The 24,105-nt window shown below is 60.7% G+C and carries 14 protein-coding genes; 7 read left to right on the top strand and 7 right to left on the bottom strand.

Annotated elements, in window-relative coordinates:
• The first annotated feature begins 69 nt into the window (after nt 1-69).
• Complete coding sequence (locus NW851_RS02210; RefSeq protein WP_414336845.1) at nt 70-1,626, top strand: UDP-N-acetylmuramoyl-L-alanyl-D-glutamate--2,6-diaminopimelate ligase; 1,557 nt, start codon at nt 70-72, stop codon at nt 1,624-1,626.
• 58 nt (nt 1,627-1,684) lie between these two features.
• Here the strand turns inward: NW851_RS02210 and carA are convergent, their stop codons facing one another.
• The 5 genes from carA to hpsA all read right to left on the bottom strand — a co-directional run bounded on the left by carA (nt 1,685) and on the right by hpsA (nt 13,204).
• Nucleotides 1,685-2,875: a glutamine-hydrolyzing carbamoyl-phosphate synthase small subunit gene (carA, locus tag NW851_RS02205; RefSeq protein WP_414333969.1), complete on the bottom strand. Its 1,191-nt coding sequence runs from the start codon at nt 2,873-2,875 to the stop codon at nt 1,685-1,687.
• A gap of 182 nt (nt 2,876-3,057) precedes the next feature.
• Complete coding sequence (locus tag NW851_RS02200) at nt 3,058-3,609, bottom strand: Tfp pilus assembly protein FimT/FimU (protein ID WP_414336844.1); 552 nt, start codon at nt 3,607-3,609, stop codon at nt 3,058-3,060.
• A 14-nt stretch (nt 3,610-3,623) separates the two neighbouring features.
• On the bottom strand, nt 3,624-4,742 hold the full coding sequence (locus NW851_RS02195) for a PilW family protein (RefSeq protein ID WP_414336843.1): 1,119 nt from the start codon (nt 4,740-4,742) through the stop codon (nt 3,624-3,626).
• A gap of 55 nt (nt 4,743-4,797) precedes the next feature.
• A complete protein-coding gene (locus tag NW851_RS02190) occupies nt 4,798-5,562 on the bottom strand; it encodes a prepilin-type N-terminal cleavage/methylation domain-containing protein (RefSeq protein ID WP_414336841.1) in 765 nt (254 codons plus the stop codon).
• A gap of 67 nt (nt 5,563-5,629) precedes the next feature.
• Nucleotides 5,630-13,204, bottom strand: coding sequence for a hormogonium polysaccharide biosynthesis protein HpsA (gene hpsA, locus NW851_RS02185; protein WP_414336839.1), 7,575 nt, complete (start codon nt 13,202-13,204; stop codon nt 5,630-5,632).
• A 237-nt stretch (nt 13,205-13,441) separates the two neighbouring features.
• Between hpsA and NW851_RS02180 the strand changes: the two genes are divergently transcribed.
• Nucleotides 13,442-15,220 (top strand): diflavin flavoprotein, encoded by a 1,779-nt coding sequence (locus NW851_RS02180; RefSeq protein WP_414336837.1) that lies wholly within the window; start codon nt 13,442-13,444, stop codon nt 15,218-15,220.
• 50 nt (nt 15,221-15,270) lie between these two features.
• Nucleotides 15,271-16,245 (top strand): DUF726 domain-containing protein, encoded by a 975-nt coding sequence (locus tag NW851_RS02175; protein ID WP_414336835.1) that lies wholly within the window; start codon nt 15,271-15,273, stop codon nt 16,243-16,245.
• 131 nt (nt 16,246-16,376) lie between these two features.
• Here the strand turns inward: NW851_RS02175 and pheT are convergent, their stop codons facing one another.
• Complete coding sequence (pheT, locus tag NW851_RS02170) at nt 16,377-18,854, bottom strand: phenylalanine--tRNA ligase subunit beta (protein ID WP_414335353.1); 2,478 nt, start codon at nt 18,852-18,854, stop codon at nt 16,377-16,379.
• On the opposite strand from pheT, the gene NW851_RS02165 reads away from it, so the two are divergent.
• From NW851_RS02165 to NW851_RS02150, 4 genes are all read left to right on the top strand, one after another.
• Nucleotides 18,847-18,981 carry a hypothetical protein gene (locus tag NW851_RS02165; protein ID WP_414336833.1) on the top strand — a complete coding sequence of 45 codons (135 nt, stop codon included), beginning with the start codon at nt 18,847-18,849 and terminating at the stop codon, nt 18,979-18,981. The two genes, pheT and NW851_RS02165, sit on opposite strands and share 8 nt — an antisense overlap.
• A gap of 42 nt (nt 18,982-19,023) precedes the next feature.
• Nucleotides 19,024-19,560: a thioredoxin domain-containing protein gene (locus NW851_RS02160; RefSeq protein WP_414336831.1), complete on the top strand. Its 537-nt coding sequence runs from the start codon at nt 19,024-19,026 to the stop codon at nt 19,558-19,560.
• Between the two features lie 115 nt (nt 19,561-19,675).
• Nucleotides 19,676-20,740, top strand: a complete 1,065-nt coding sequence (locus tag NW851_RS02155) for a spermidine/putrescine ABC transporter substrate-binding protein (RefSeq protein WP_414335349.1) — start codon at nt 19,676-19,678, stop codon at nt 20,738-20,740.
• A 565-nt stretch (nt 20,741-21,305) separates the two neighbouring features.
• Nucleotides 21,306-22,820 (top strand): mechanosensitive ion channel, encoded by a 1,515-nt coding sequence (locus tag NW851_RS02150; RefSeq protein WP_414336829.1) that lies wholly within the window; start codon nt 21,306-21,308, stop codon nt 22,818-22,820.
• Nucleotides 22,821-23,011: 191 nt separating this feature from the next.
• Here NW851_RS02150 and cydB read toward each other — a convergent pair whose 3' ends face one another.
• The gene (gene cydB, locus NW851_RS02145; RefSeq protein WP_414336827.1) at nt 23,012-24,061 is read right to left on the bottom strand and encodes a cytochrome d ubiquinol oxidase subunit II; all 1,050 of its coding nucleotides are present in this window, start codon (nt 24,059-24,061) and stop codon (nt 23,012-23,014) included.
• Nucleotides 24,062-24,105 lie beyond the last annotated feature (44 nt).

Here is a 24,105-nt window from a genome sequence, read left to right as displayed (position 1 = left end):
GTTTTCTCTGGCCAGAAAGCCGGCCCAGCGGCTACCCTAAGCTGCAAGGCTGTGGGGAGGGGCAAAAGCATGGGAAGCAACGGGATCGATCTGCGCCAATTGCTCGGCCAAGCCGGGATCCAACCCCAGTTGGTCCAGGGATCCCTAGAGGGGGTGCAGGTCAGGGGTCTGTGCACCGATTCGCGCCAGGTGCAGGCCGGGGATCTGTTTTTGGGGATGCCGGGATCCCGTGTCGATGGCGGCGAGTTTGTCCGGGCGGCGCTTACCGGAGGAGCGGCGGCAGCCCTCATCTCGCAGGAGGCGTGGAAGCAAGTCAGCGGAGAGGCTGAAGGGAGCAGTCAGCCCATTTTGGTGTGGCCCCGCGCCGGCTTGAACCGGGCTGTGGCCCAGGTGGCGGCAGCCTTCTATGGCTTTCCGGCCCGCCAGCTCATCCTGGTAGGGGTGACGGGCACCAACGGCAAAACCACCACCACCCATCTCATCGAACATCTGCTGCAGGCTGCCGGTCGCCCCACTGCCTTGCTGGGCACCCTCTACAACCGCTGGCCCGGCCACTGCCAGGTAGCCCCCCACACCACCTTGTTTCCGCTGGAGCTGCAGCGCAGCCTGAGAGAAGCCAAGGCAGCCGGCGCCGAGGTGGCAGTGATGGAGGTCAGCTCCCATGCCCTGGCCCAGGATCGGGCTTGGGGGTGTAGCTTTGCCGCTGCCGTCTGGACCAACCTCACCCAGGATCACCTGGATTTCCACGGCAGCATGGAAAACTACTGGCAGGCCAAAGCCACCCTGTTCCGGCCGGAGTACTTGCAGGGGCGAGCGGTGGTCAACGCCGACGACGAGGGCGGACGGCGGCTGCTCGAAGCCATCCCAGCCCCTCTGGAGCCCTGGGCCTACTCCCTGCAGCCCCTCGAAGGGATCCCTGCCCTCTGGCCCAGTGACGTTCAACTTCACCCCAACGGCCTGCAGGCAACCCTGCACACTCCTTTGGGCAGCTTTGCTGTGGCAGCGCCGCTGGTGGGATCCTTCAACCTGGCCAACCTGCTGGCGGCAGTAGGGGTGGCGCTGCACCTGGGGATCCCTGTTGAGGTTATCCAGTCGGCCCTGCCCCATTTTCCCGGTGTGCCGGGGCGGATGGAGCGGGTGAGCCTGCCGGGGCAGGACATCACGGTGATCGTAGACTATGCCCACACCCCCGATGGGCTGGAAAACCTGCTCAAGGCCCTGCGCCCCCAAGTTCAAGGCCGGCTGATCTGCGTCTTTGGCTGCGGCGGGGATCGCGACCGGGGCAAGCGCCCGCAGATGGGCCGCATTGCTGCCACCTGGGCCGATCGGGTGGTGGTGACCTCCGACAACCCCCGCACCGAGGATCCGCAGCAGATCCTGCAGGACATTTTGGCCGGGATCCCTGGATCCCCCTGGGCGGTGGAGGTGGATCGGCGCCAAGCCATCCGCCTGGCCATCCTGGAGGCCCAGCCGGGCGATACAGTCGTGATTGCCGGCAAAGGCCACGAAGACTACCAGATCCTGGGCACCGAAAAAATCCACTTCGACGACCGGGAAGAAGCCCGCGCCGCCCTGTCCCTAACTCCCCTCTCCCTCAGGGAGAGGGGCCGGGGGTGGTCGCGCTAGCGGCGCGGAGCGCCTGGGTTGACTCCCTCAGGGAGAGGGGCTGGGGGTGAGGGTTAAGCTACTCCTGCCCTCTGTTCTGCAGCATCAGCTCCACAAACTCCCGGAAGAGATGGTCGGCATCGTGGGGGCCGGGGCTGGCCTCTGGGTGATACTGCACGGAAAAGAGGGGTAACTGGCGGTGGCGGATCCCGGCCACGGTGCGGTCATTGAAGTTAAGGTAAGTAACTTCTACTTCCTCAGCCGGGATCGAAGCGGCCTCCACCGCAAAGCCGTGGTTTTGGCTGGTGATCTCCACTTCCTTCTCCAGCCCACAGGGGTGGTTGAGGCCGCGGTGGCCGAACTTGAGCTTGTAGGTGGATCCGCCCAAGGCCAAGCTGAGGATCTGGTGGCCCAGACAGATGCCAAACATCGACTTCCCGCTTTGCAGCAGCGCCTGGGTGGTGCGGATGGCCGTCGTCTCTGCCGCCGGATCCCCGGGCCCGTTGGAGAGGAAGATCCCATCCGGGTTGTAACTCAAGATCTCCTCAGGGCTGGCGTGGGCCGGCAACACCATCACGCGGCAGCCATAGCGAGCCAGGCGGCGCAAGATGTTGCGCTTGATGCCAAAATCCAGCGCCACCACCCGCAAGGGGGGATCCGGGATCCGGATCCCTTGGCTGCGGCCATAGTCCCAATCGGCAGGCGTGGGCTCCAGCCACTCGTAGGGCTGGGGCGTTGTAACCTCTGCCACCAGGCTCAGCCCCTGCATGGCAGGGGCCTGGCGCACCCACTCCAGCAAGGTCTGCGGATCCAAGATCTCCGTCGAAATGGCCCCGTTCATCACCCCCTGGGAGCGCAGCCGCCGCGTCAGGGCCCGCGTATCCACCCCGGCAATGCCCGGGATCCCGTGCTCTTTTAGGTACTCAGGCAGCGTCCCCGTAGCGCGCCAGGAGCTGGCCAGGCGCGACACGTTGCGGGCGATGATCCCGGCGGCCTGGGGCCGGGCCGACTCCTGATCCAGCTCGTTGATCCCGGTGTTCCCCAATTCCGGGCAGGTGAACGTGATCAACTGCCCCCGGTAGCTTGGATCCGTCATCACCTCCTGGTAGCCGGTCATGCCCGTGTTGAACACCACCTCACCCACCGCCGTGCCTTCCGCTCCAAACGACCAGCCGGCAAAGGCCGTGCCATCGGCCAGCACCAGCAGAGCCGGCTGCCGAGCGTGCCAGGGGAAGACTTTTTCCGGAACTTCAAGAGTTAGGGAGACCATAACCAGTGAACCTACAGCAAACAACCACAAGCCACCCATAGCTCCCCTCTCCCCTTGGGAGAGGGGCCGGGGGTGAGGGCTGACTCCCCTTGGGAGAGGGGCCGGGGGTGGTCGCGTGAGCGGCGCGGAGCGCTTGGGCTGGGAGAGGGGCTGGGATCGGCAGCCTGACTATCCTACCCCAACTAGCCTTCCTCTGCCTCGTTGGTCACGTTGCCACACTCAGGGTTATTGTCCTTGCGGAGAGTGCCGATCAAAGTGCTCACCACCACGCAGCGGTTTTCGCCCTGGGAGTAGGTGCTGCTGACCACAAAGCGCCCCAACTGACGCGCCCGCCCTTCCGAGTCGAAAACGGCCCTTCCGCCGTTGAAGGTATTGCTGGCAGTAACAAAATTATTGAGGCGCAACCACTGACAAGGGGTGGGCTCATCGCAAAGGCCTTCCTCGTCTTGGATCACCAGCGTGGGGACATTCGGATCTGAGTTATCGATCTCGACCACCCAAGCACGGCCTTGGAGAGAAGCTCTGGCGTTGGCGCGGGCGGTGCGCAGGGCTCGCTCCACCTTGTTTTGCGCGTCCTCCAATTGGATGCGCGCCCAGATGTTGATCCCGGAAGGGACGGCCAGCCCGGCCAGAATGCCGATAATGACCACCACCGCCAGGACCTCTGTCAGCGTGAAGCCCTGGGATCGAAGCGGCCGCGCCGGGCCAATGGTTTTTTTCTCCAAGGCCAACATGGTGGACATTCCCCCTAGGAGAGTTGACGGTTGATAACACCGCGGGCAAGAACCCGAGTTTGCAGCGGCAGCAGGTAGCGCGACACCTCTGAGATATCGACGCTGGTGGCATCCTGAATGTAGCGACGGAAGAGGCCGGGGTTGGCCCGCTCCATGGCCGTGGCCGTGATGTTGATGACCACATCCTGGGGTCGGTCGGCGCCGGGGCTGCGCCGCACGCAGACGTAGAAGCCCACGTCGTTCTGGTTATCTGCCAACCCTGAGAAGGTGACGCCGTTGGGTTTGCCGCCGCCAAAGGCATAGCCCTGCGGGCAAGCGGGTGCAACCTGCGGACTCCCCTCCCGGCTGCTGAAGATGTTCGAGACCAGAGCTATCAGGCGGGGGCCATCCGCCCTGCTGGCAATGGGGATCTGGCGTGCTCGGGCCTGCTCGGAAGGCCAAGCAAGGAAACCTTCCCGGAACGGATCGGGATCTTCAACAAAGAACGGGCTGCGACCAGCGCAGTCATTTTGACCCTGAGTGTTGAGGGGGCGTAACTCAAAACGCTCGATCCGCGCGTTGCCTTCCCAAGGAGTGTCCCCTGTTGGGTTGCCGGCGTTGTTGTAGTTGCGGCGCAGGTAGTACACCACCAGGGTGTAAATGCCGCGGCGGCTGAGCAGCGTTTCCCAATCCGCATTTCTGCCGTTTGTGAGCGGGAACCCAGCAGGTGGTTCAGCAGGCAAGGTAGCACGGCCTTCGCGAATCTCTTGCAAGGTGGGGTTGCCCGCGTAGCATCCCCGCGGGATCGGTTCCAGCTTCCAAAGGGCAACAACCGGGATAGCGTCATCGGGGCGGCGGATCCAGCCTGGCTCGTAAAGCCGCTGGGTAACATCTGGGATCCCGTCTCCGTTGGGCTGTTCGGTGTCGTTGTAAATGTAGAGAGCTTCTGCCAGATCCTGCTGGATAAATTCCATGGCCTGGGTCAGCTCCGCCTGCACCTGGGTGCGGCCCGTCTCTTCCCGATCCAGCCGCATCGTCTCGATGACGATCATGGCGGTGGCCAGGAGAAAGATGGAGGCAATCAGCAGCGAGACCAACAGCTCGATGAGGGTAAACCCTCTGCTGGCTCGGCGGCGAAAGATCCTGAAAACCATAGGGAAACACCCCCATCTTGCAACAGGTTTTGCGGAAAGGAACTTAGGCTCTACCTCAGGTTTCAACAGGACTGGCAGGCAGGGGGAAAGCCCGGCACCTCTCGATGGGATCCGCACCTATGGTAATGGCTATCTGCCGGCAAACATCTCCCAAGTCGGCGGCGGAGTTAATTTCTACAAAGGAGGTGGCCAGGGGAAAGAGCCAGACATCGGCATTGGCCAAGTTTTGGTTGGCCGAAACCAGCTCCGTTCCCAATCCAGGCAGCGCTTGGCGCGTGTCTGGATCAAAAGAAAAGCGGTGGTAAACCCGCACGCCCAGGCGAAAGCTGCAGGGCACCCCCTCAATAACCGTTCTTTCCCGCCGGTCGATGCAGGGCGCCCCCTCGTCGCGGAAGGTTTGGATGACGTATTCTTCCGGGTTCCGCCCCGGCACTTGAACTTGCGCCAGGCGAAGGGAATAGTTGTCTTTGTGGGTGTAGTTGCCGGCATTTGCATCGGCGGGCATCTCGTCAGGGGGTGGGGTGTTGGCCAGCGGATCTTCTCCCACTCTGGGCAGACGATCCCGTTGAGCCGGATCCTGAAAAGCCTTTGGAGCAGCCGACAGCTCGATATCCACCAGGGTGCGGATGCGATCCACCTCCTCCTGGGCCAGGCGGTTGGCCAGCTCTACCCGCTCGCTCATGGCCCGCCGGTAGGCAACTAAGGTAAGGGCAGGGGCAAGAGCAGTCATGGCCAGCGCCACGATGATCACCGAGGCCAACACCTCAATGAGGGTAAAGCCCTCTGCTGCCGATTGCCGCCAAAACTGACCCTTGCTCATCGATCCCTCCCTATTTCGCCCCTACTTTAATTTGCCCCTGACCGGACGGATCTATATCAGCTCCATATCAATTGAACTCATTGCAGCCGCCAATCTGGGCAGACGGATCCAACGGCACATCCGACTGATCCTGGAGCGCGCAGCGCAGCCGCCGCACATACGGATCTTGTGGATCCAGCTCGCGCAGGAACTCGGTGCGCGCGTTGGAGGGGAACTGGAAGCGGCTGGAGACGGCGCCGGGGCGGCGGGCAATCTGCAGGCCCACGTCGTAGCCGAAGCGGCGGTTGGGTGGGGAGTAGTAGTCGTAGCCGAGCACAAAGGTTGGATCCGGCACCAGGTTGGGCGGCTCGAAGCTGCGCTGCAAGAAGGGGCCGGTGGCATAGGTGCTGTAGTTGAGCTGGATCATTGAGCCGCTGAAGAAGAGGTTGGTATTTCTCCACAGCTCGTTGAGGCGTAGGAAGTTGTGCATGCCGCCGGCGGTTTGATCCAGCCGCGAGGGGAGCACGCCGCTAACAGCCACCGCGTTGACCCGCGTCTCTCGGGCCGGCTGCAGTTGCCGGTTTTGGCTGCCGTCGTCGTTGCGGCGGCGCTGGTTCGGGTCGGTGGAGGCCAGTTCTTGGAAGCGGGGAATAGGAATGGGTCGCCGCGTCACCTCGTCCAGGATCACCCCTAGCACCGGGTTGTTGCCAGCAAAGCCGGTGGTGGGCTTGTTCAGATCCAGGGTAAAGGGCTCCACATCCACCCACTCGGGGTTATTGCCGTTGCCGCCATCCCGGTCAACCTGTACCTGGATGGTGTTGCCGTTGGGCTTGACGTAGAAGCACAGGCCGTTGCGGATTTTTTCGCTGTCCCCATCGCCCCTATCGTCGATGTAGTAGCCGTCCGCGTACTGGGATGCGGGGGTGTAACCCTGGGCCGCAGCGGTCTTGTTGACGCGGGCGTAGGGGTTGAGCGCCATTTGGGGTTGGATTTCGAGTACAGTCGCAGTCTCGTTGGGCTGGCGACCCATGTCCAACCCAAACAGCGGATCCCGATCCCAGACTTTAACTTCATCCCAAGGTTCGTTGTCTTGGCGAAGGCCATCTCCGTTGTCATCCCGGAAGTCAGGCTTTCCATTGCCGTTCCAATCCTTAACCAGTTCCCAGCGCAACGTGCTGGGGCGGCTGGCACCGGTGTAGGCGGTGTACCTGAAGCGGTCGTTGAAGTTGGGGCGGAACACCCCCGGCACCCAGAAGCCGCCATCGGGGCCGACTTTCTCCTCAGAGTCGCAGCGGACGGTTAGATCCCCTTTGAGCAACCGGCGCCGCAGTTGCCGCGCCCAATCATCGGTGTTTGGAGCCGGCTTGCCAGCAATCGGTTGAGCGCCGCTTTCAGCAGGGCGGATGCCCGGCTCTTTGCTGGGGTTGGCGATCTGGCTGAGCAGCAAGTTACTCTTCAGGCCGTTGCGGGCGGCGTAGGCCGGCTCGCCGAAGATCCAGTTGAAGGCGGCCTGCAGGGCTTCGGCAGGGTTGGGCCACTTGGGCGGCTTGGGCACCCCTGCTTTTACCTCCAGCACCGGCGAAAGCCGCGGCTCCAGGGCAATGGTTACACCTTCATCGGCAGCCTGGGCCACGTCGTGGACGCCGATCGTCTCCGGCTCCGGCTCGGCTTGAACTTCGCCCACGGGGCGCAGCTCCACCGTGTTGGGCTTGGCCGCCATCCACTCACCCAAGGGGCTCTTGCCGGGAGCATCGGGCGCAAAGGTACCCGGCCCGCAAGGCCGCCCTTGGCAGGTGAGATTTTGCGACTGCGTCTTGGTTTGTTGGCAGGTGGGGCTGCTGGTGCTGGCGATGAGGGTGCCCGTCCGAGTTTGGGTAAACGTTTTGGTTGTGCCACAGGCGATTTGGTTGATGACCTCGTCGCAGCTAGCCGGCGACCAGGACCCCCAGTCGTAGTTGCAAGTCTGCGTGCAGGTAACCGTTTGGGTTTGCAGCCGGGTGGTGGTTCCGCAGCTCGAGGTACAGGTCTCGGTGCGGGTTTGGGTTATCGTCAGGCCGCCGTTGGCCAGCGTGCACTGAGGAGTCCAATCTGTATAGGTGCAGGTAGCACCCGGCGGCTGGCAAGTGATGGTTTGGGTTTGGGTTTCGGTGAAGGGAGCTTGGCTGGTACAGAGCGGCGTAACCGTACGGGTGCGCATTTGGGTGATGGTGGCCCGGCTGCACTGCTGCTGCTGGGTACATTGGGGACTCCAGTCAGACCAAGGCCCATAGTTGTACTGTGGGTAGCAGGTGATCTGCCGGGTTTGGGGCGTCGGCGCTGTGCCGGGGCAGCCGAGGGGTAGGTCGGCTTTTCTGGTTTGGGTGATGGTAGTTGCAACACAAATATCGGTTCTACAAGCGGGCTCCCAATTACCCCACTTGGGATCACAATTGAGGCTGTCCGCGCAGTGGTCCTGAATTTTCAGCAGAGGGTTGCTCGGATACTTCAGCAGCTCTTTGCTCCGATCCGGCTGGCAAGGTTTATTCACCGGCTCCAGCGGCTTCAGGTAGCGCAGGTCGTAGTCTTCTAGCTCGCTGCCATCGCGGGTGGCAAAGCGCAATCGCGCAGTGCCGGTGTTTTCATAGGTCTGGATCTCCACTAGGTAAGGAGAAGGCCCTTGTGCAGGCGCGCACTCCAGCTCCAAGCGCAGAGTGACCTGGTTGCTGCCGCTATCTGACCAGGCCTCGGCCCCTGCCGCATTCGGCCCTAGGCTGAGAGAATTGCCGTTCCAAACGCCGTGGTTGACAAAAGTGGCATCGTAGCCTTCCCGCCGCCGGATGATCAGCCGCACGCCATCATCACCATCGAGGATGCGGTAGCTCTGCAGGCCCGGCCAGCGGGGATAGAGCTCCCCTACCCAGCGGACGACGAAGAAATCGTTGCCGTTGTTGTTGCCACTGCCGGATCCACCGGTTCTGCGCCGCCAGCAGGAGCGTAGGAAGTTGAACTGGTTGGGGTTGAATCGGAGCTCGCTAGTTCCCTGTCCGTTGGGGAGCAGCCTAGTGAGGTCGTATCCAATGCGAGGGCTGCCGACAGGCACATAGGAATAGCCGATGTCATCCGCATCGATGGGCGCATTCGGCAGGCCGTTATTGCCGTCTGGCTCTCCGCAACTGGGCATCCAGAACCAGTCGCCGCGATCCCGGCGATCCGGACTAGGATCAGGCGGGATGAAAGGTGGCTGAGGCTCCCAAGGATTCGGCGGCGAGAGAATCGGCACCGACAGGCGGCAAAGGGGCTGCAGAATGTCAGACAAAGATCCGCTGCAAGTGGGGAAATCGTTGTACAGCATCCGCTTGAAGGGAGACCTTGAATCCCGGGACGTGCTGTTACCGAACTGGTACTGGAAGCCGCCCCACCAGGGAAAACCGCTGCCGCTGCGGGCAAAAGGTGCTAGGTTAGCTGGATTATCGATAGCGTTGCGCACGCAGGCCCAGCGCTGGTCGTTGGTGGCGCTGTCCAAATTGGTCGTTGGACAACGCGGCGCACTGCTGGTGTAGTCGTTGTTGTTGTATTGACCGATGGCGTCCGGCACCCCCTGGACCGGGAACACCGGATCCGGCCAGCGCACTGCCCGCAGGTAGGGCAGGTTGGCGCGTTGAACATCTTGGGGGTTGGTGGGCAGAGGGCCCACCTCCTGGCCCCTGGGGTTGGTGGCAAACCCTGTGTTGCGGTTGTACTCGTTCTGCGGGCTCCTGATCCAGCCGTTGTAGTACTCGGCCAGCAGGCCAGCGCCGCCAGGGTTCGGGCAGGGCCCGATGGGAGCCACCATCACCCAGCGGGAGGTATCCAGCACCGGGTTGCCCAAGGCGGAGATGCGCACGCCGAAGTTGGCATAGCCCGTGTCTGGGGCCCGCAACTGCCGCTCCGCCGGCACGCTCAGACCTACCGTCCGGTCGGCTTCATTGGAGTTGGGATCGGTGCTGTTGCGGCCCTCAAAGAGGGTGTCGCGGGCAAACACGTCCGGCCAGCCGGGCTGGTTGGTGTTGTCGCCCAGGTTCTGGGCCCCGCCGGTGTTGTCGAAGCGCAGGACACCGGCGCCAGCGTTATTCGGATCTGGAGCCGGCCAGTTGTCGCCCCGGATCACCAGCGCCTGGTTGAGGAAGGAGGTGTTGCCCCGCGGGTTTGGGCCGCTGCAGCCGTAGTAGTCGTTGCGGCGAGGAGCCGAGGCACGCCCACCGGCGTAGTCCTGGCCGGAGTTATAGTTGCTGCCGCCGCCATTGAGGGTGCCATCCTGGACAAAGCCGTCGTCAATGCTGCCATCGCAGAAATCGGCGGAGAGGATATTGACCGAGTCGCCTATGATCTCACTGGGCCGCCAGAGATCCTGGGCTGCCCGGGCAAAGCGCCGGTCTTCATTCCTCCGGAGCCGCCCGTAGAAGTTGCTGTAAAGGCCGTCTGATCCGAAGTTGAGGAGAGTCTCGAACTCTTCCAGCGGATCGGCTCCTCTCGTCCGGTGCAGGTTAAAGTCCCCTTGGATGTAGACGGGGTTGTCGGAAATAAAGGAGAGGCCAAAGACGGCTTCATCGAGGTTAAACCCACCCCGCGCCAACACTGCCCCATTGCGCAGCCGGAAGCCATAGGGCCGCCGATCCGGATCGGGGTAGTAGTCCACCGGCTTAGGACTGAGGCCTTGATCGGAAACAGGCGGATCGCCGACCGGTTGGTTGCGACCAGGCTGACCGGCATTCATGATGAAGGGAAGGGTGCCACGGGCGTTTGCCGCTTGCCAGGCAGTTTGATAGGCGGCGAAGTTGGTCAAAGGCGGGCGGGCAATGGCATCCTCCCGCACCGCATCTTCCCGGAAGGCGTAGAAAATACCCCCTTCGCGGCCTTCTTGCACGCCGGCAGGCAGCCAAGTATCTCCGTTAATCAAGCCGTTGGCCTGACCATTGGCGTTGTTGGTCAAAAGGGCCAGGTCGATGTTGAGGGCCCGCACCGCCATTGCCTCGCGGCCATCGTAAAACACCGAATCTTTGAAGGGCACGCGATGGCACTGGTCGCCGACCTGGATCAGCTCCATCTGGTTGCTGTTGGGGTGGTTGCCACCGAGTAGGGTGCTGCTGGGGCAAGTGGCAGTGGCACGGGGCAAACGCCAGTCGTTGATGGTGGAGCGAGGCCGAAGAGCCACTTGCTCGAGGTCGGTTACTGCCTGGTAGGTGGCAGCCGGCAGCCAGGAGTAGGCGCCTCGCCGCTCGCTCTCTATGGGATCCGCCTGGCCAAAGTCGCTGGTGGGGAAGATGTAGCGCAGCGGCAGGTAGAAGCGGTTGCGCTCAAGGGCATCCAGGTTGCCTTCACGGCTGGCTCTGATGTCATCCCAAAGGATCTGAGCTGCTGGATCCCCGGCGTTGGCAGCCGCCTCAATCCGCAGAATGTTGTCGGCCAGCATGCCCAGCATGCAACCCGCCGTCTGCAGCGTGGTTTGATCCGCCAAGCTAAGGTTGTTCGGGTTGTTGATGATTCGCCGCAGCTCGGAGAAGTTGCCAAAGGCAGTGATGAACGGATCTGGGTGGATGCGGCCCGCCTCCTGCCTGGGCGGATAGGCTCCGTCGGGGTCGCCAGCAAAATTGGCCAGGTTGGTCAGCGCCGTCCACAGGGGCGTGCCAGGCCGCAGCCGCTCTTGCATCGGCCCGGGATCATACTCCCAGACGTTGGTGCCCTGGCCGGTGAAGAAGTTGATGCCCAGTTGGTTGGTCTGATCGCCGGCGGGGAAGGTGGAAGCCCGCCGCAAGCTCCAGGGAGTGCCGGGGTGAGCCACCGTGGCCAGGCAGGCGATGGGGAAGCGCCCATCTTGGTGGCTGTGGTGGTAAACCGCCGTGGCCTGCACCGCCGCCGGGTTATCCCGCAGGGTCAAGCGTTGCCGCGCCTCGTTGCTGATGAAAATGGCCTGTAGCTTAGTGGGATCATTGGGATCGCCCCCTGGCACCAACGGCAGCGGCAAAGAGTCGGTGCGGGTCAGCTCCAGGCGCTGCCCCACGATCACCCGCAGGCCTTCCACGCGGGCCCGTCGCTCCCAGTAGCCATCCAGCCCCACCTCGGAGAGTGCGCCCGGCGGCGGCTCGTCGGCCGTGAGGGATTCGCCCAGCTCATTTTCGGCCTCAGACGGGATTGTGTCACCTGCCCTGGCGTTGAACTTTTCGGCAAAGGTGGGCACGTTGCAGCCATTCTGCGGGTCAGGCGTCACGGGCGGACGTTCGTAGCTGGCCTTGGGCCCAAAGCGGTTGTCGGCCCGATAGACATCGTCCACGTAGGGAGGGCAGACCTGGTCGGAACCGGCCTGAAAACCGCCGGCCTTGATCCGTCCGGGGTTGGGCTCCCGTTTGGCGTTGAGGGGAGAAGCCGCCCATCCCGCTGCATCTGAGGCATAGGATCCGCGGGTGCGGATGCGGCCGAAAAGGTGGAGCTCCAGCGGATCCAGGGCCACATTCTCCGGCTCCACCCCGTTTTGCACCGAGTCAAAGTTCAGGTTGTTTAGCTTAGACTCGCTCGGCTCTACGTCTTGCTGGCCAGAGTGAACATCGAAAATCAGGGTATCGCTCACCTGCTGGCCGGCGTAGCCAATAGCCCCTGCCACCAGCTCTCCGAAGGCAGTAATCTCCGAGTTATCTACAGGCATGTAGAAGCAGGATTGCTCCGAGCTGATGGTGAAAGCCCGGAACAAGTTGTTGGGGGCATAGCGGAAGAAAAGGCTGCCGCCGGCGTAGATGGCGCCGTTCCAGTTGTAGCCGGGGGTGAAGAAAAACTCTAGGTCGCCGCGGCTGAAGGCCCCCCACTTGTTGAGGAGATCCCGCTTCCGATCCTGCTGGAACTGCAAAGCCGAGATGGCGCGGGTGGTGGAGTCGGCGCCTTGAATGGGCAAAGTGACGGCAAAGACCTGGAAAGGCTTGTACAGCGCCGATCCCACCTGGAACCAGTCTCCCACGTTGGGGTTGGCGGTCTGCTCGGCGGGGTTGTCGGTACAAGCGCCCAGAGCCGACCCTTGCAGAGGGCCACTGCGGATCATCAGGCGCCGCGCCCGCTCCGTATCCGTTAGCCGGCTATCCTCAAAGCCGGCACTGGCAGCCCGACGGGTGTTGAGAATGGTGTAGACAGTTACGGAGTCGTTGACGCCGTTGTTGTCGGTGTCCACCAAAAACCACCAGGCCGGCGCCCGTACCGGCACAGGCAGGGTTTGCCCGGGGTTGTTGGGATCCTCCACCTCGATGTTGGTTGTAATTTCGAACTGGGTTTCATCGGGGAGGATGTAGGGCTCGTTCTCATCCCGCGGGAGCAGCCCTCCCGCCCCGTCGTTAATCAAGGCCGCGGCAAGTTGGGCATCAGTAGGGGTGCCAGCGGGCAGGCGGGGATCCCGCACCAGGTAGTCGATCTTAGCCCGCGCCCGGTCGATGGCGGCGTTGAGTTGTCGGCTAACCGTCTGCCCCGCTCGTTCCACCTGGGTTTGGATGTTGCGCTGGGTGGAGCGGGTGAGCAGGCCCACCGTGACCAAGCTCAACACCAGCACAATCAAGATGGCGACCGGTAGAACAAAGCCACGCTCGCGGATCCTGCGCCGATCCACCGGGATCTTCAGAGAGCCAAGCAGACGCAGGGCAAGTTTGAGCAACAGCGGGGAAGGAGCAGGCATGGCCGTATCTCAGATAACGGGGAAAAGAGGGAGCACCTGTGCGAGTGCCAAGATAGCAACAGTATGCAAGGGATCCCGAGTTTCAGACATCCCCACCTCTGGGGGGAAGCGCCAGCTTGTTCATGCTGTATTTGCTTTTGGTTAAGCCAACCCGCAGCCTCCCACAACTCTGAAAGGGGATCCCCAGTCCTTCAGCTTCGTGGCAAGCTGAAGACAGACGCCGCATCGGAGGCTGCTATGGAGAGTAGGATCCCCGCCCGTGATGTCCAAGTGGCCCATATCGGCCCGTCCACGTTGGTTCTCCGCTCCCGCACCTGGGATCGCTTGAAGTTTGAGCTGGAATATGCCCGGCAACGGGGCACCACCGCCAACAGCTACCTCATCCAGGCCCGCCAAACCCTTCTCATCGATCCGCCGGGGGAATCGTTCACCAACATCTTTCTGGAGGAGCTGGCCCAACACCAATATCTGCAGCGGTTGGACTTTATTTTGCTCAGCCACGTCAACTTTAACCGCATTGCTACTCTCAAAGCTTTGTTGCCCCTGGCCCCCTACGCCATGGTGCTCTGCTCCAAGCCGGGATCCATCACGCTGCGGGCCGCCTTTGAAGAGATGGATCCCGTGCCCCGCAGCCGCGACGAAGAAGAGGCAGCCGATCTGGGCATTACCTACAATGGCGACCAGTCTTTCCGCCTGCGGGTGCTCCGCGACGGGGATCGCCTGGATTTGGGGGAAGGGCATGAGCTGCACGTTCGCACCGTGCCCACGCCCCGCCACCCGGATGCCCTTTGTACCTACGACCCGGCCACCGGGATCCTGTTCACCGACAAGCTGTTTGGCGCCCATGTCTGCGACGAGCAGGTGTTTGACGAGCATTGGCGGCAGCTCAGCGAAGACCGCCGCTACTACTTCGACTGTTTGCACCGCAACCAATTGCCCCAGGTGAAGGCGGCCCTGGCTAAGTTGGAGGAGTTTCCCGCCCAAATCTACGCCCCTGCCCACGGCCCCTTGGTGCGCCACAGCCTGCGGCGGCTGCGCTTGGATTACCACGCTTGGTGCGAGGAGGATCCTGGCGAGCAGCGGGTGGCATTGCTCTTCACCTCGGCTTATGGGAATACAGGCATGATGGCTGTAGCCCTAGCTCAGGGGCTGGAACAGTCTGGGGTTACGGTGGAGCGAATTAACTGCGAATGGGCCACCCCTGACGAGATCGCCCAGGCCCTGGAGCGCTGTCAAGGGTTCATCATCGGATCCCCCACCTTGGCCGGCCATCCCCCTGTCCAGATCCAAACGGTTTTGGGCATCATCCTCTCCTCGGTTCCCACCAGCAAGTTGGCGGGGGTTTTTGGCTCCTACGGCTGGAGCGGCGAAGCGGTGGATCTCATCGAGAGCAAGTTGCTCAATGCCGGCTTTTCTTTGGGGTTTGAGACGATCCGCGCCAAGTTTAAGCCCACCCCTGCAATCCTACAAACTTGCCAAGAGGCGGGATCCCAGTTTGCCCAGGCGCTGCGCAAGGCCAAGCGAGCGCGTGCCCCCCGCCAAACCAGCAGCGAAACCCAGGCGGATCGGGTGGGACAGGCCTTGAGCCGGGTGGTGGGATCCCTCTGTGTGGTGACCGCCCTGCAAGATGGGATCCCGCGCGGCTTTCTCACCTCGTCGGTGGCCCAGGCCAGCTTCAACCCCCCCGGCCTAACCCTTTCTGTAACCAGGGACAGCGAGGCGGAACTGCTTATCCATCCCCAAGCGACCTTTGTGCTTAACATCTTGCGGGAGGGCAAAGGCAGCAGCCTGCAGCGACACTTTCAGCGGCCCCAGCGTCCTGGCGAAGACCGCTTTGCCGGCCTGGCCACGGCCACTGGCGAAAATGGCTGCCCGGTTCTATTGGATGCCCTGGCCTACCTAGAGTGCCGCGTGAAAACTTGGATGGAGTGTGGCGATCGCTACCTGGTCTACGCCGAGGTAGAGCGCGGCAAGGTGCTGGATCCCACGGGGGTTACCGCCATGCGGCGCGGGTAAGATAGTACTAGTATTTTGCTGGTCTCAGCGCTCAGGGGGTGCCATTGACCATGCAAGACATTCTTGAGGGGGTCTTCAAAGGTTTTGCCCAGATTGGCGGAAAAGTTGTAGAGACCGCCTTTGATACAGGCAAGGTTGCCGGGTCAGTTGCGCAAACTGTCATTGGTACAGGTATCGATACCATCCAAAAAGTTGGAGAAATTCTTCTTGGCACGGGTCAAGCCACTTTCGAAGTCAGCCAGAAAGTTACAGAAATTATTGTTGAAAAGATTAAAGACTATATTTTCGAAGAATTTACCCATCATGAGCCTTATTTGATCTGTATTGAACCCTCCCTGGGTTGGGACGAGGCCCTAGTTTTCATCAACGGTTTCCTTAGCGAAGGTGAAACCCAACCTTGGGAAAAAAGACTGTTGTGGGAAACACTCCGACGTGCCGGATGGCAGGGATCCCTGTACTACCTTTGGTGGGATGCTTCCAACCCGGCGAGTTTGACCTTGTCCCCTCTGAAGCTAGGGGTAGGACTACTTGCCCACTGGGAAGCCCACAAAGCAAAGGCCAAAGAAGTGGGACTGGAGCACGCCTATCCCCTGCTCTCTGCTCTGCCGGAAAAGCAGATTACCCTGATGGGGTTTTCCTTGGGGGCAAGGGTAGCCTACTACATCATGCGCGGTTGGCCCCAGACTGCAGATCGGCGTCTTAAAGATGTTATCTTGCTCAGCGGTGCTGTTAGGAGGCAGGCCGATAAGAACTGGAGTCTACATATAGAAAATATCACCGGAAAGTTGGTGAATATCTACAACGAAGACGATTGGGTTCTGGCCTACGTCTTCAAAGCCCCTTCCCTCAACCGCAGCCCCTGTGGGATCAAGCCAATTAGAGAGTTTCACCCCAGAATTGAAAACCTCAATGCCACTCACCTAATCGGTTCAGGAGAGCATAGCTGTAAAGCCTATCTGCCTCACTTGGAGTTTCTTCTGGAGCAAAAGCTGGACTGGAAAGCGCGCAGCAGCCGTTTGTTATAGGTCATGTTGATTTTTGACATTGAAGCCAGAAGAGAGCGGCGGCAACTGTAGAGAAAGGTGTTGATCTCCAACTCTCCTCTCCCCTTGTGGGAGAGGGGGGGCGAATAGCGGTTGGGGCATGAAGCAGTCACTTAGCTGCGCAAGGTAACCGGAAATTGTTTTGCCAACTGGGCCCTCACCTGGTTTTGCAGGGCTTCTACCTCCGCATCTGTCAGGGTGCGATCGGCAGCGCGGTACACCAGGCGAAAGGCAAGGCTGCGCTGCCCCTCAGGTACTCCTTGGCCACGGTACTCGTCGAAAAGCTGCACCGATTGGAGAAGTTCTCCGCCGGCTTGGCGAATGACTTTCTCGATCTCGCCAACCGTGAGGTCAAGCGGCGCAAAGAAGGCGATATCCCGATCGGCAGCAGGAAAAGGCGAAAAGGGAGCAAATTGCACAATGCCTCGTCTCTCCAGGCTTTCCAGTAAGGGATCCAACTGCAACTCAAACCCATAGACCTGATCCGGCAGGCCCTTTTCCTGGCAAAGGCGGGGGTGCAACTGGCCGAACAAGCCGATGCGGGATCCTGCGATCCACAGGCCGGCCTGACGACCGGGGTGCAGCAGCGGCGATTGCGCCTCAGGGGGATCCAGACGCAACTCTGGGCCAAATCCCAGCCGCTCCAGCGCCGAGACCAGCAGCCCCTTGGCCTCAAACCAGTCCATGGGTCGGTTGCGGTGTTGCCAATCGTGGGGATTGGGATCCCCGCCCATAATGCCGCCGACATGCTCGGCCTCTTGGTAAGGGTGGGGGCTGGTGGGCAGGGCATGGGCAAAGACACGGCCAATCTCAAAAGCTTGTAGCGGGCCGTTGCCTTGATCCCAGTTGAAGCGGAAGGCCTCCACCAGGCCGGGCAGCAGCGCCTTGCGCACAGCGGAGTACTCCGGCGAAAGGGGATTGGCGATTTTCACCAGGGAGCTGTCCTCTTCCGCCGGACAGAGGGAGATGTGGTACACCTCCGTCAGGCCAATGCCGCGCAGCACCTCTCGGATCTGGCGCGTGAATGTTTCTCGTGTCGAAAGGGATCCCACCTGCGGCTCGGTGGGCAAGGTTTCCGAGAAGCGGTCATAGCCGTAGAGACGGGCAAACTCTTCGATGAGGTCGATCTCCCGCTCAATGTCCCGCAGGCGATAGGGGGGAACGGCGACCTGCCAAACGCAGCGGGCCACAGTTGCCGTCTCGGTGGCGGGGGAGAGGGCACTCCGGGAGCTGACCTCCTCGCAGCGAGAGAGCCGAAAGCCCAAAGCAGACAAGATCTCTTCCACATCCGCTGCCTGCACCTCGTCCCCCAACACATCGATCAGCCGCGACAGCCGCAGCTTCAAGGTGCGCTCTAAAGGCGGACGTTGGTCGAAGCGGGTAAGGCCTACTACCGATCCGCCCGCCAGCTCCAAAATAAGCTCTACCGCCCGATCCCGAGCCTGATCGAGGGTGGCAAAGTTCACGCCTCGCTCATAACGGGTGGAAGCCTCGGTGCGCAGCGAGTGGGAGCGGGCCGAGCGCCGCGTCACCGCCGGATCGAAGAGGGCTGCTTCCAAAAAGATGCGGGTGGTGGTCGAGCTGACTTCGGTCTCTTCCCCTCCCATGACCCCGGCCAAGGCTACCGGTTGGCCGCCGGCCACAATGAGATGGCTGTCGGGCTGCAGGGTGCGGGTGTGGCCGTCCAAGGTTTTCAAGGTTTCTCCCGGTTGGGCCAGGCGCACTTCAAGGGTGGGCTTTTTCTTGCCCATGACCTGGAGCAGGCGATCCCAGTCGAAAGCGTGCAGGGGCTGGCCCCACTCCAGCAGGATCAGGTTGGTAATATCCACAACATTGTTGATGGGGCGCATCCCGGCGGCGGCCAGTCGGTGTTTCAGCCAGTCGGGGGAGGGGCCAACTTTCACCCCTTCGATCAACACGCCGCTGTAGGCGGGGCAGGCTTTGGCGTCAGCAATGCGCAACTGAAAGTTGGGGATGGGCTGGGCCTGCAGAGGCTTGATGGGCGGCAGGTGCAGCGGGCTGCGGGTGAGGGCGGCCACCTCGCGGGCGATCCCCACCATGCTCAGGGCGTCGGCGCGGTTGGCGGTGGAAGTCAGATCCAGCACCACATCGTCCAGGCCCAACAGCGGGCGCACATCAGAGCCAAGCGGGTGCAGGCTGAGATCCAAATCGGGCGGAAATTCGTGGATCCCTGCCGAAGCTTTCTCCAGTCCCAGCTCGGCCAAAGAACAGATCATGCCCTCCGAGATCACCCCGCGCTTGTCGGCTTTGGCAATGGTAAGGGAGATGGCGGGCAAATAGGTGCCGGGCGTGGCCACCGCTACGAGGATCCCGGCGCGAGCGTTGGCGGCTCCACAGACAATGGTTGCAGGCCGATCGGATCCCAAATCCACCTGACAAACCTGCAGCTTGTCGGCGTTGGGGTGAGGCTCGGCAGCCAAGATCCTGCCCAGAACGACGCCGTCTGCCCAACTGCGGCGATCTTCGATCTCTTCCACCTCAAACCCTGCCAGGGTGAGGGCTTCCCCCAGTTCTTCCGGTGCAAGTTGGAAATCCACCAGTTCTCGCAGCCACTTCAAGGAGATGCGCATCGCTGAGCCATCGGTCAAACGCCGCACCCATTATCGCTCACCTGGCCCTCTTCTCCAGCCGGGATCCCGGCCCAAAATGTTGCTCTGGCCGGAGCCGGCAGGACAGGCTGGGATGCTAAAACGGTGAGAGCCAGATCCACCAGATGTGCCGATCGCGAGGTAATGAACCATGAGGGAAAACTGGACAGAACGGCTGCGCAACGGGCTGGTTGCCCTGGTGGCGGTGGTCATGGCGGCTGGCCTGTTTTTGGCTAGCCAAAGTCGTCAGGCAGGCACCCACCTAGAAGCTCTGGCCCAAGAGGCCATACCTTGGGAGCAAGCTCAAGCCAACGGCAAACCTTCTTTGGTGGAGTTTTATGCCGATTGGTGCACCACCTGTCGAGCGATGGCGTCTCTCTTGGCCGACCTAAAAAAGGAATTTGCCGATCAAGTCAACTTTGTCATGCTCAATGTGGATAATCCCAAGTGGCTGCCGGAGCTGAGCCGCTACCGGGTAAGCGGGATCCCGCATTTTCTGTTTTTGGATCGGCAGGGAGAGGTGCTGGGATCGGCAATTGGAGAACAGCCGCCGTCGATTTTGCGGGCCAATGTGTTGGCTCTGGCCACTGGGCAGCCTCTGCAGTTGACCAGTATTGGGCCGGTGTCTGAGCTGGAGCGGAGTAGACCCACCCTCCCCAATCAGCCGGATCCCCGCAGCCACGGGTAGAGTTTTGGCCGAACAGAAGCACATTCACAACATGCGACATATAGCCATGCCGCTCCCAAAAACTTAAGACAAAGCAGATACGATGTCTTCAACTTTTCCCAGTTGGAGAAACCTCATGAAAAAGTGGATTGCCTCGGCTACAACCCTGGCCTTTTGTGTGCTGATCCTGGCTCTGTTTTGGCCCCATGCCACCCCTGCCCAGAGGCAGACCCTCAACCTCTACATCTGGTCAGAATACATTGATCCCGACATTCTCACGGCTTTTGAGAAAGCCACCAATAGCCGCGTGGTGGTGAGTGTGTACGAATCCAACGAGGACATGATCGCCAAGCTGCGGGGGGGCGGCGTCAGCCAGTACGACATCGTCGTGCCCACCGACTACGTTGTGCCCAACATGGTGGAGCTGGGCCTGCTGCAGCCTCTTAACAAAGACCTGATTCCCAACCTGAGCAACCTGGGCGAGAAATTTGTCGACCTGCCCTTCGACCCAGAGAACACCTACACCGCTGCCTACCAGTGGGGCACCACCGGCATCGGCTACCGCAAAGACCGCCTGCCGGAAAACTTCGAGCGCTCTTGGGGATTGATTTTCGACCCGCAGCAGCAGTACGGCCCCTTTGTGATGATCGATGAGATGCGCTCCATGATTGCCGCGGCAGCCCTCTACCTGGGCTTCGATATCAACACCACTGCTCGCTCCGAACTGCAGCAGATCCAGCAGCTTTTGATCGAGACCAAACGCCGCAGCGCCGGCCTCATCGGAGGCGTAGGAGGCAAAAATCAACTCGTCTCCGGAACGGCCAATGTGGCGATTGTCTACAGTGGCGACGCGCTGCAGGCGACCGAAGAAAACCCCAATATCGGCTATTTCGTCCCTCGCGAGGGCGCTCACATTTGGCTGGACGTGATGGCCATCCCTGCCAAAGCCCCCAATCCTGAGCTGGCCAATCGCTTCATCAACTTCATTTTGGATGCCGAGGTCGGCGCCCAGTTGAGCAACCACAACCGCTTCGCCACCCCCAACGCCGCAGCGCTGCCCCTGATCGATCCGGAAGATCGGAAAAATCCGGCCATCTACCCCGATGAAGAAACCTTTGCCAAACTGGGCTACCTCAAGGTGCTGTCAGGGGAAGAGCTGCGCCTCATCGACGCCCTCTGGACAACGGTGAAAAGCAGGTGAACGACTCCCGACACTCATCTTCGTTGAGTAAACACAACTTAGATAGAGTACGGCTTCACGCTTCACAGACTTGTTTGTACAGAGGTCTCAGCGTGCGGCCACCGTGCGACCCACGGCGGGAAACTCTCCAGAGATTTAACTTGTTCTCCTCAAGTGTAGGACGAACGGCTTGCATCCCGACACTGATTGGCTCTTGAGTCAACACAATTCACCAATACAGTGCGGAGCTTCCCGCCGATTAAGCTAAAGAACTGCAAAAGTTTTCCCCTATACACCTAAACCTTAAATTTTCTTGGGCAGAACCCCTGCAGCTTGGCTCAACCCTTGCCGCCTGTGGATAGATGTAAAGCTTTGTTTCAAGACCCGCCGTTTCTTTTGACATTTGAGGCTTTCTCCCAGACAAACCCAGCTTGCCCAAGGAAGCACTTCAGGCTAACCTACTTTTATCATTTGTCCATCCTGAGCATTTCAGGCTGTGAGGGTAATTATGGACGCCCCTGTAAACACTTTTAGGGATGAGGCTGTCTCTTTTTTTGTCAATCTTTGGTCCAGGCTTATCGATTTTATGCCCAATCTGCTGGCGGCGATTGCCATCCTAGTTCTGGGTTGGCTCGTGGCCACGGCGGTGGCCTTCGGCGTTCGGGGGCTGCTCAGGCGGACGCAGCTCGATAACCGCCTAGCTGCTTGGGTTTTGGGGCAAAAGCCTGGCGAGAAGCTGCCGCAAACGGAGCGCTGGGTGGCCGCTGCTGTTTACTGGATCATCCTGGCTTTTGTGTTGGTGGCGGTGCTGAATGCCCTACAGCTCCAGGCCGTCTCCGACCCACTCAACAGGTTTTTGGGAGAAATTTTCGTCTATCTGCCGCGGCTGGGTGGAGCCCTGGTGCTGCTGGTGGTGGGCTGGGCGGTGGCCACGGTTGCCCGCCTAGCGGTCATTCGGGGGCTGCGGCGCTTTAACTTGGACGAGCGGCTGGTTCAGCCTCTTCACCAAGAGAGTGCTGCCGGTGAGGTGGGTACAGAAGGAACGGCTGCAAAGTCAGAGGGGGGGGCTGAGGTCGCTCCTTTTCTCTTGAATGAAGCTCTGGGTGACGCCCTCTACTGGTTGATTCTCTTGTTCTTTTTGCCGCTCATTCTGGATACGCTGAACCTGCGGGGGCCGCTGCAGCCGGTGCAAAACCTGCTGGATCAAATCCTATCGATGGTGCCGCGCATTTTGGGAGCGCTCATCATCGGTGGGGTGGGTTGGTTTTTGGCCCGCATTGTGCGTGGGATCGTTTCCAATTTGCTGGCGGCAGCAGGAGCCAACCGCTTGGGGGCCCGCTTTGGCATTCCCCAGTTGGCCCAGATCGTCGGGACGGTGGTCTATATCTTGGTGTTGATCCCGGCGGTGATTGCGGCTCTCAATGCTCTGGAAATCCGCGCCATCTCAGATCCGGCGGTGGCGATGCTGGAGCAGGTGTTGCGGGCCATTCCCCGAATTGCAGGATCGGCTCTGATTCTGGCCGTCTTTTACTGGCTGGGGCAGTTTTTGGCGGGCTTGGTGACCCAGTTGCTGCAGGCGGTGGGCTTTGACCGCTTGGCTGCCGGCCTCGGCTTGCCCTTGGCCCCTGCTCCTGAAGCGCCTGCCGCTGAAGGGGAGTTGGTGAAGCAGCGCACCCCCTCTGAAATTGCCGGCCTGGTGGTCTGGGTGGGCGTGGTCTTGTTTGGGGCGGTGCCGGCGGTGGAGCTGTTGCAGTTTGCCGCTTTAACCGACATCGTGCAGGGGCTGTTGCTGATTTCCGGGCGGGTGCTCATCGGCGCCTTGGTGTTCGGGATCGGCCTTTACTTGGCCAATTTGGCCCATTCCATGATCAAGAGCTTGGGCAACCCCTCTGCAGGCGTGCTGGCGCAGGCGGCGCGGGTGGCCATCTTGGTTTTCGTCGGCGCCATGGCCTTACAGCAGATGGGTGTAGCCACCGACATTGTGGTGCTGGCTTTTGGCCTAGTGCTGGGCGCGATTGCCGTCGCGGTGGCTTTGGCTTTTGGTTTGGGAGGTCGCGATGTGGCTGCCGAGCAGATCCGGCAGTGGCTGAAGCGGGAGTGAAAAGGCCAAATCTGCTAGAGGAATTGCTCTTCCTACCCAAAGAGAGCAGCGCTTCTTAAGGAGTGGCCATGCCACCCATCCGATGGCCCCCTCAAGGTTAACCCTGTTTTGCTTGCAAATGTACCCCGCCTGGCAAAACGCTCCGCGGGGTCTTGATTTAATTAATTAAGTTGAGACTTTTTGCTTTGGGTTTAAGCTGCCTCCGAAACTTTGGCCTCTTCTGGCGTTGCTTCCTGCACCACGATCTTGCCCCGGAACACCACATAGTTGTAGATGTTGTAGGACAAAATAACCGGGATCAAAAAGCCAATAAAGGTGAGCATAAACACCAGCGAACTGGGAGAAGCGGCTGCTTCGTAGATGGTGACGCTGGGAGGAATAATGTTGGGGAAAACCATAAACCCCAGGCCGATAAAAGAAAGGGCAAAGATTAAAAAAGTGTAAACCAAAACGCTATTTTCTTCTCGCCGCCGCAGGCTGCGCAGCAACAGAGCCACCAACAAAAGTCCCAAAACGGGGATGGCAGCAAAGATATAGAAAAGAGGAGGCGAGAAAAGCTGAGCGCGCGCCTGCTCCGACATGATGGGGGTGCTGATGGTGATAAACACTGCCCCCAGCAATGTTGTCCAGGTGGCGATGGTTGCTGTCTTGTAGTAGGTTTTCTGCAGCTCGCCGGTGGTCTTAACGATCAGATAGGCCGAGCCGACTAACACGTAGCCCTGGATCAAGGTAAGAGCCACCAACACCGTGCGCCAGGTCAGCCAATCCCAAGGGCTGCCGGCAAAGTGGCCGGCTTCGTCGACGCGGATCCCTTCGAAGACGCTGCCCAAGGCAAACCCCTGGCCCAAGGCCGCCAAAAAGCTGCCCACCCCGAAGGCAATGTTCCACACCAGCTTGTTGTCGGCGTTCTCCCGAAACTCGAAAGAGACAGCCCGCAAGATCAGGCCCACCACCATGATCACCAGCGGAATGTAGAGAGCGTTGAGAATGGTGGCGTAGGCGAGGGGAAAGGATCCAAATAAGGATCCCCCCATCAGCACCAGCCACGTCTCATTGGCATCCCAAACATTGCCCAGGCTGGTCATGAGAATGCTGCGGCGGGTCTCGCTAGAAGCCGTCAGGGAGAGGATGCCAACCCCCAAGTCAAATCCATCTAGCAGAACATAGAGGAAGAGAAAGAGACCGAGGATAAAAAACCAGACTTGCGGTAAAAACTGCTGTAAAGGCTCGAAAGATTCCATCGTCGTTCTCTGTAGTTTATTTCCGACCAGTTCGAGACATGATC

This window comes from Synechococcus sp. H55.7 (assembly GCF_047462395.1).
GTDB lineage: Bacteria > Cyanobacteriota > Cyanobacteriia > Thermostichales > Thermostichaceae > Thermostichus.
Note: the sequence above shows the minus strand (reverse complement) of the source record. Positions and strands in the feature narration are given on the sequence as shown.

Excerpts from the sequence above, each read along its gene's own strand:
- NW851_RS02210 (WP_414336845.1), top strand. The coding sequence starts at position 70 with ATGGGAAGCAACGGGATCGATCTGCGCCAATTGCTCGGCCAAGCCGGG.
- carA (WP_414333969.1), bottom strand. The coding sequence starts at position 2,875 with ATGGTCTCCCTAACTCTTGAAGTTCCGGAAAAAGTCTTCCCCTGGCAC.
- NW851_RS02200 (WP_414336844.1), bottom strand. The coding sequence starts at position 3,609 with ATGTTGGCCTTGGAGAAAAAAACCATTGGCCCGGCGCGGCCGCTTCGA.
- NW851_RS02195 (WP_414336843.1), bottom strand. The coding sequence starts at position 4,742 with ATGGTTTTCAGGATCTTTCGCCGCCGAGCCAGCAGAGGGTTTACCCTC.
- NW851_RS02190 (WP_414336841.1), bottom strand. The coding sequence starts at position 5,562 with ATGAGCAAGGGTCAGTTTTGGCGGCAATCGGCAGCAGAGGGCTTTACC.
- hpsA (WP_414336839.1), bottom strand. The coding sequence starts at position 13,204 with ATGCCTGCTCCTTCCCCGCTGTTGCTCAAACTTGCCCTGCGTCTGCTT.
- NW851_RS02180 (WP_414336837.1), top strand. The coding sequence starts at position 13,442 with ATGGAGAGTAGGATCCCCGCCCGTGATGTCCAAGTGGCCCATATCGGC.
- NW851_RS02175 (WP_414336835.1), top strand. The coding sequence starts at position 15,271 with ATGCAAGACATTCTTGAGGGGGTCTTCAAAGGTTTTGCCCAGATTGGC.
- NW851_RS02165 (WP_414336833.1), top strand. The coding sequence starts at position 18,847 with ATGCGCATCGCTGAGCCATCGGTCAAACGCCGCACCCATTATCGCTCA.
- pheT (WP_414335353.1), bottom strand. The coding sequence starts at position 18,854 with ATGCGCATCTCCTTGAAGTGGCTGCGAGAACTGGTGGATTTCCAACTT.
- NW851_RS02160 (WP_414336831.1), top strand. The coding sequence starts at position 19,024 with ATGAGGGAAAACTGGACAGAACGGCTGCGCAACGGGCTGGTTGCCCTG.
- NW851_RS02155 (WP_414335349.1), top strand. The coding sequence starts at position 19,676 with ATGAAAAAGTGGATTGCCTCGGCTACAACCCTGGCCTTTTGTGTGCTG.
- NW851_RS02150 (WP_414336829.1), top strand. The coding sequence starts at position 21,306 with ATGCCCAATCTGCTGGCGGCGATTGCCATCCTAGTTCTGGGTTGGCTC.
- cydB (WP_414336827.1), bottom strand. The coding sequence starts at position 24,061 with ATGGAATCTTTCGAGCCTTTACAGCAGTTTTTACCGCAAGTCTGGTTT.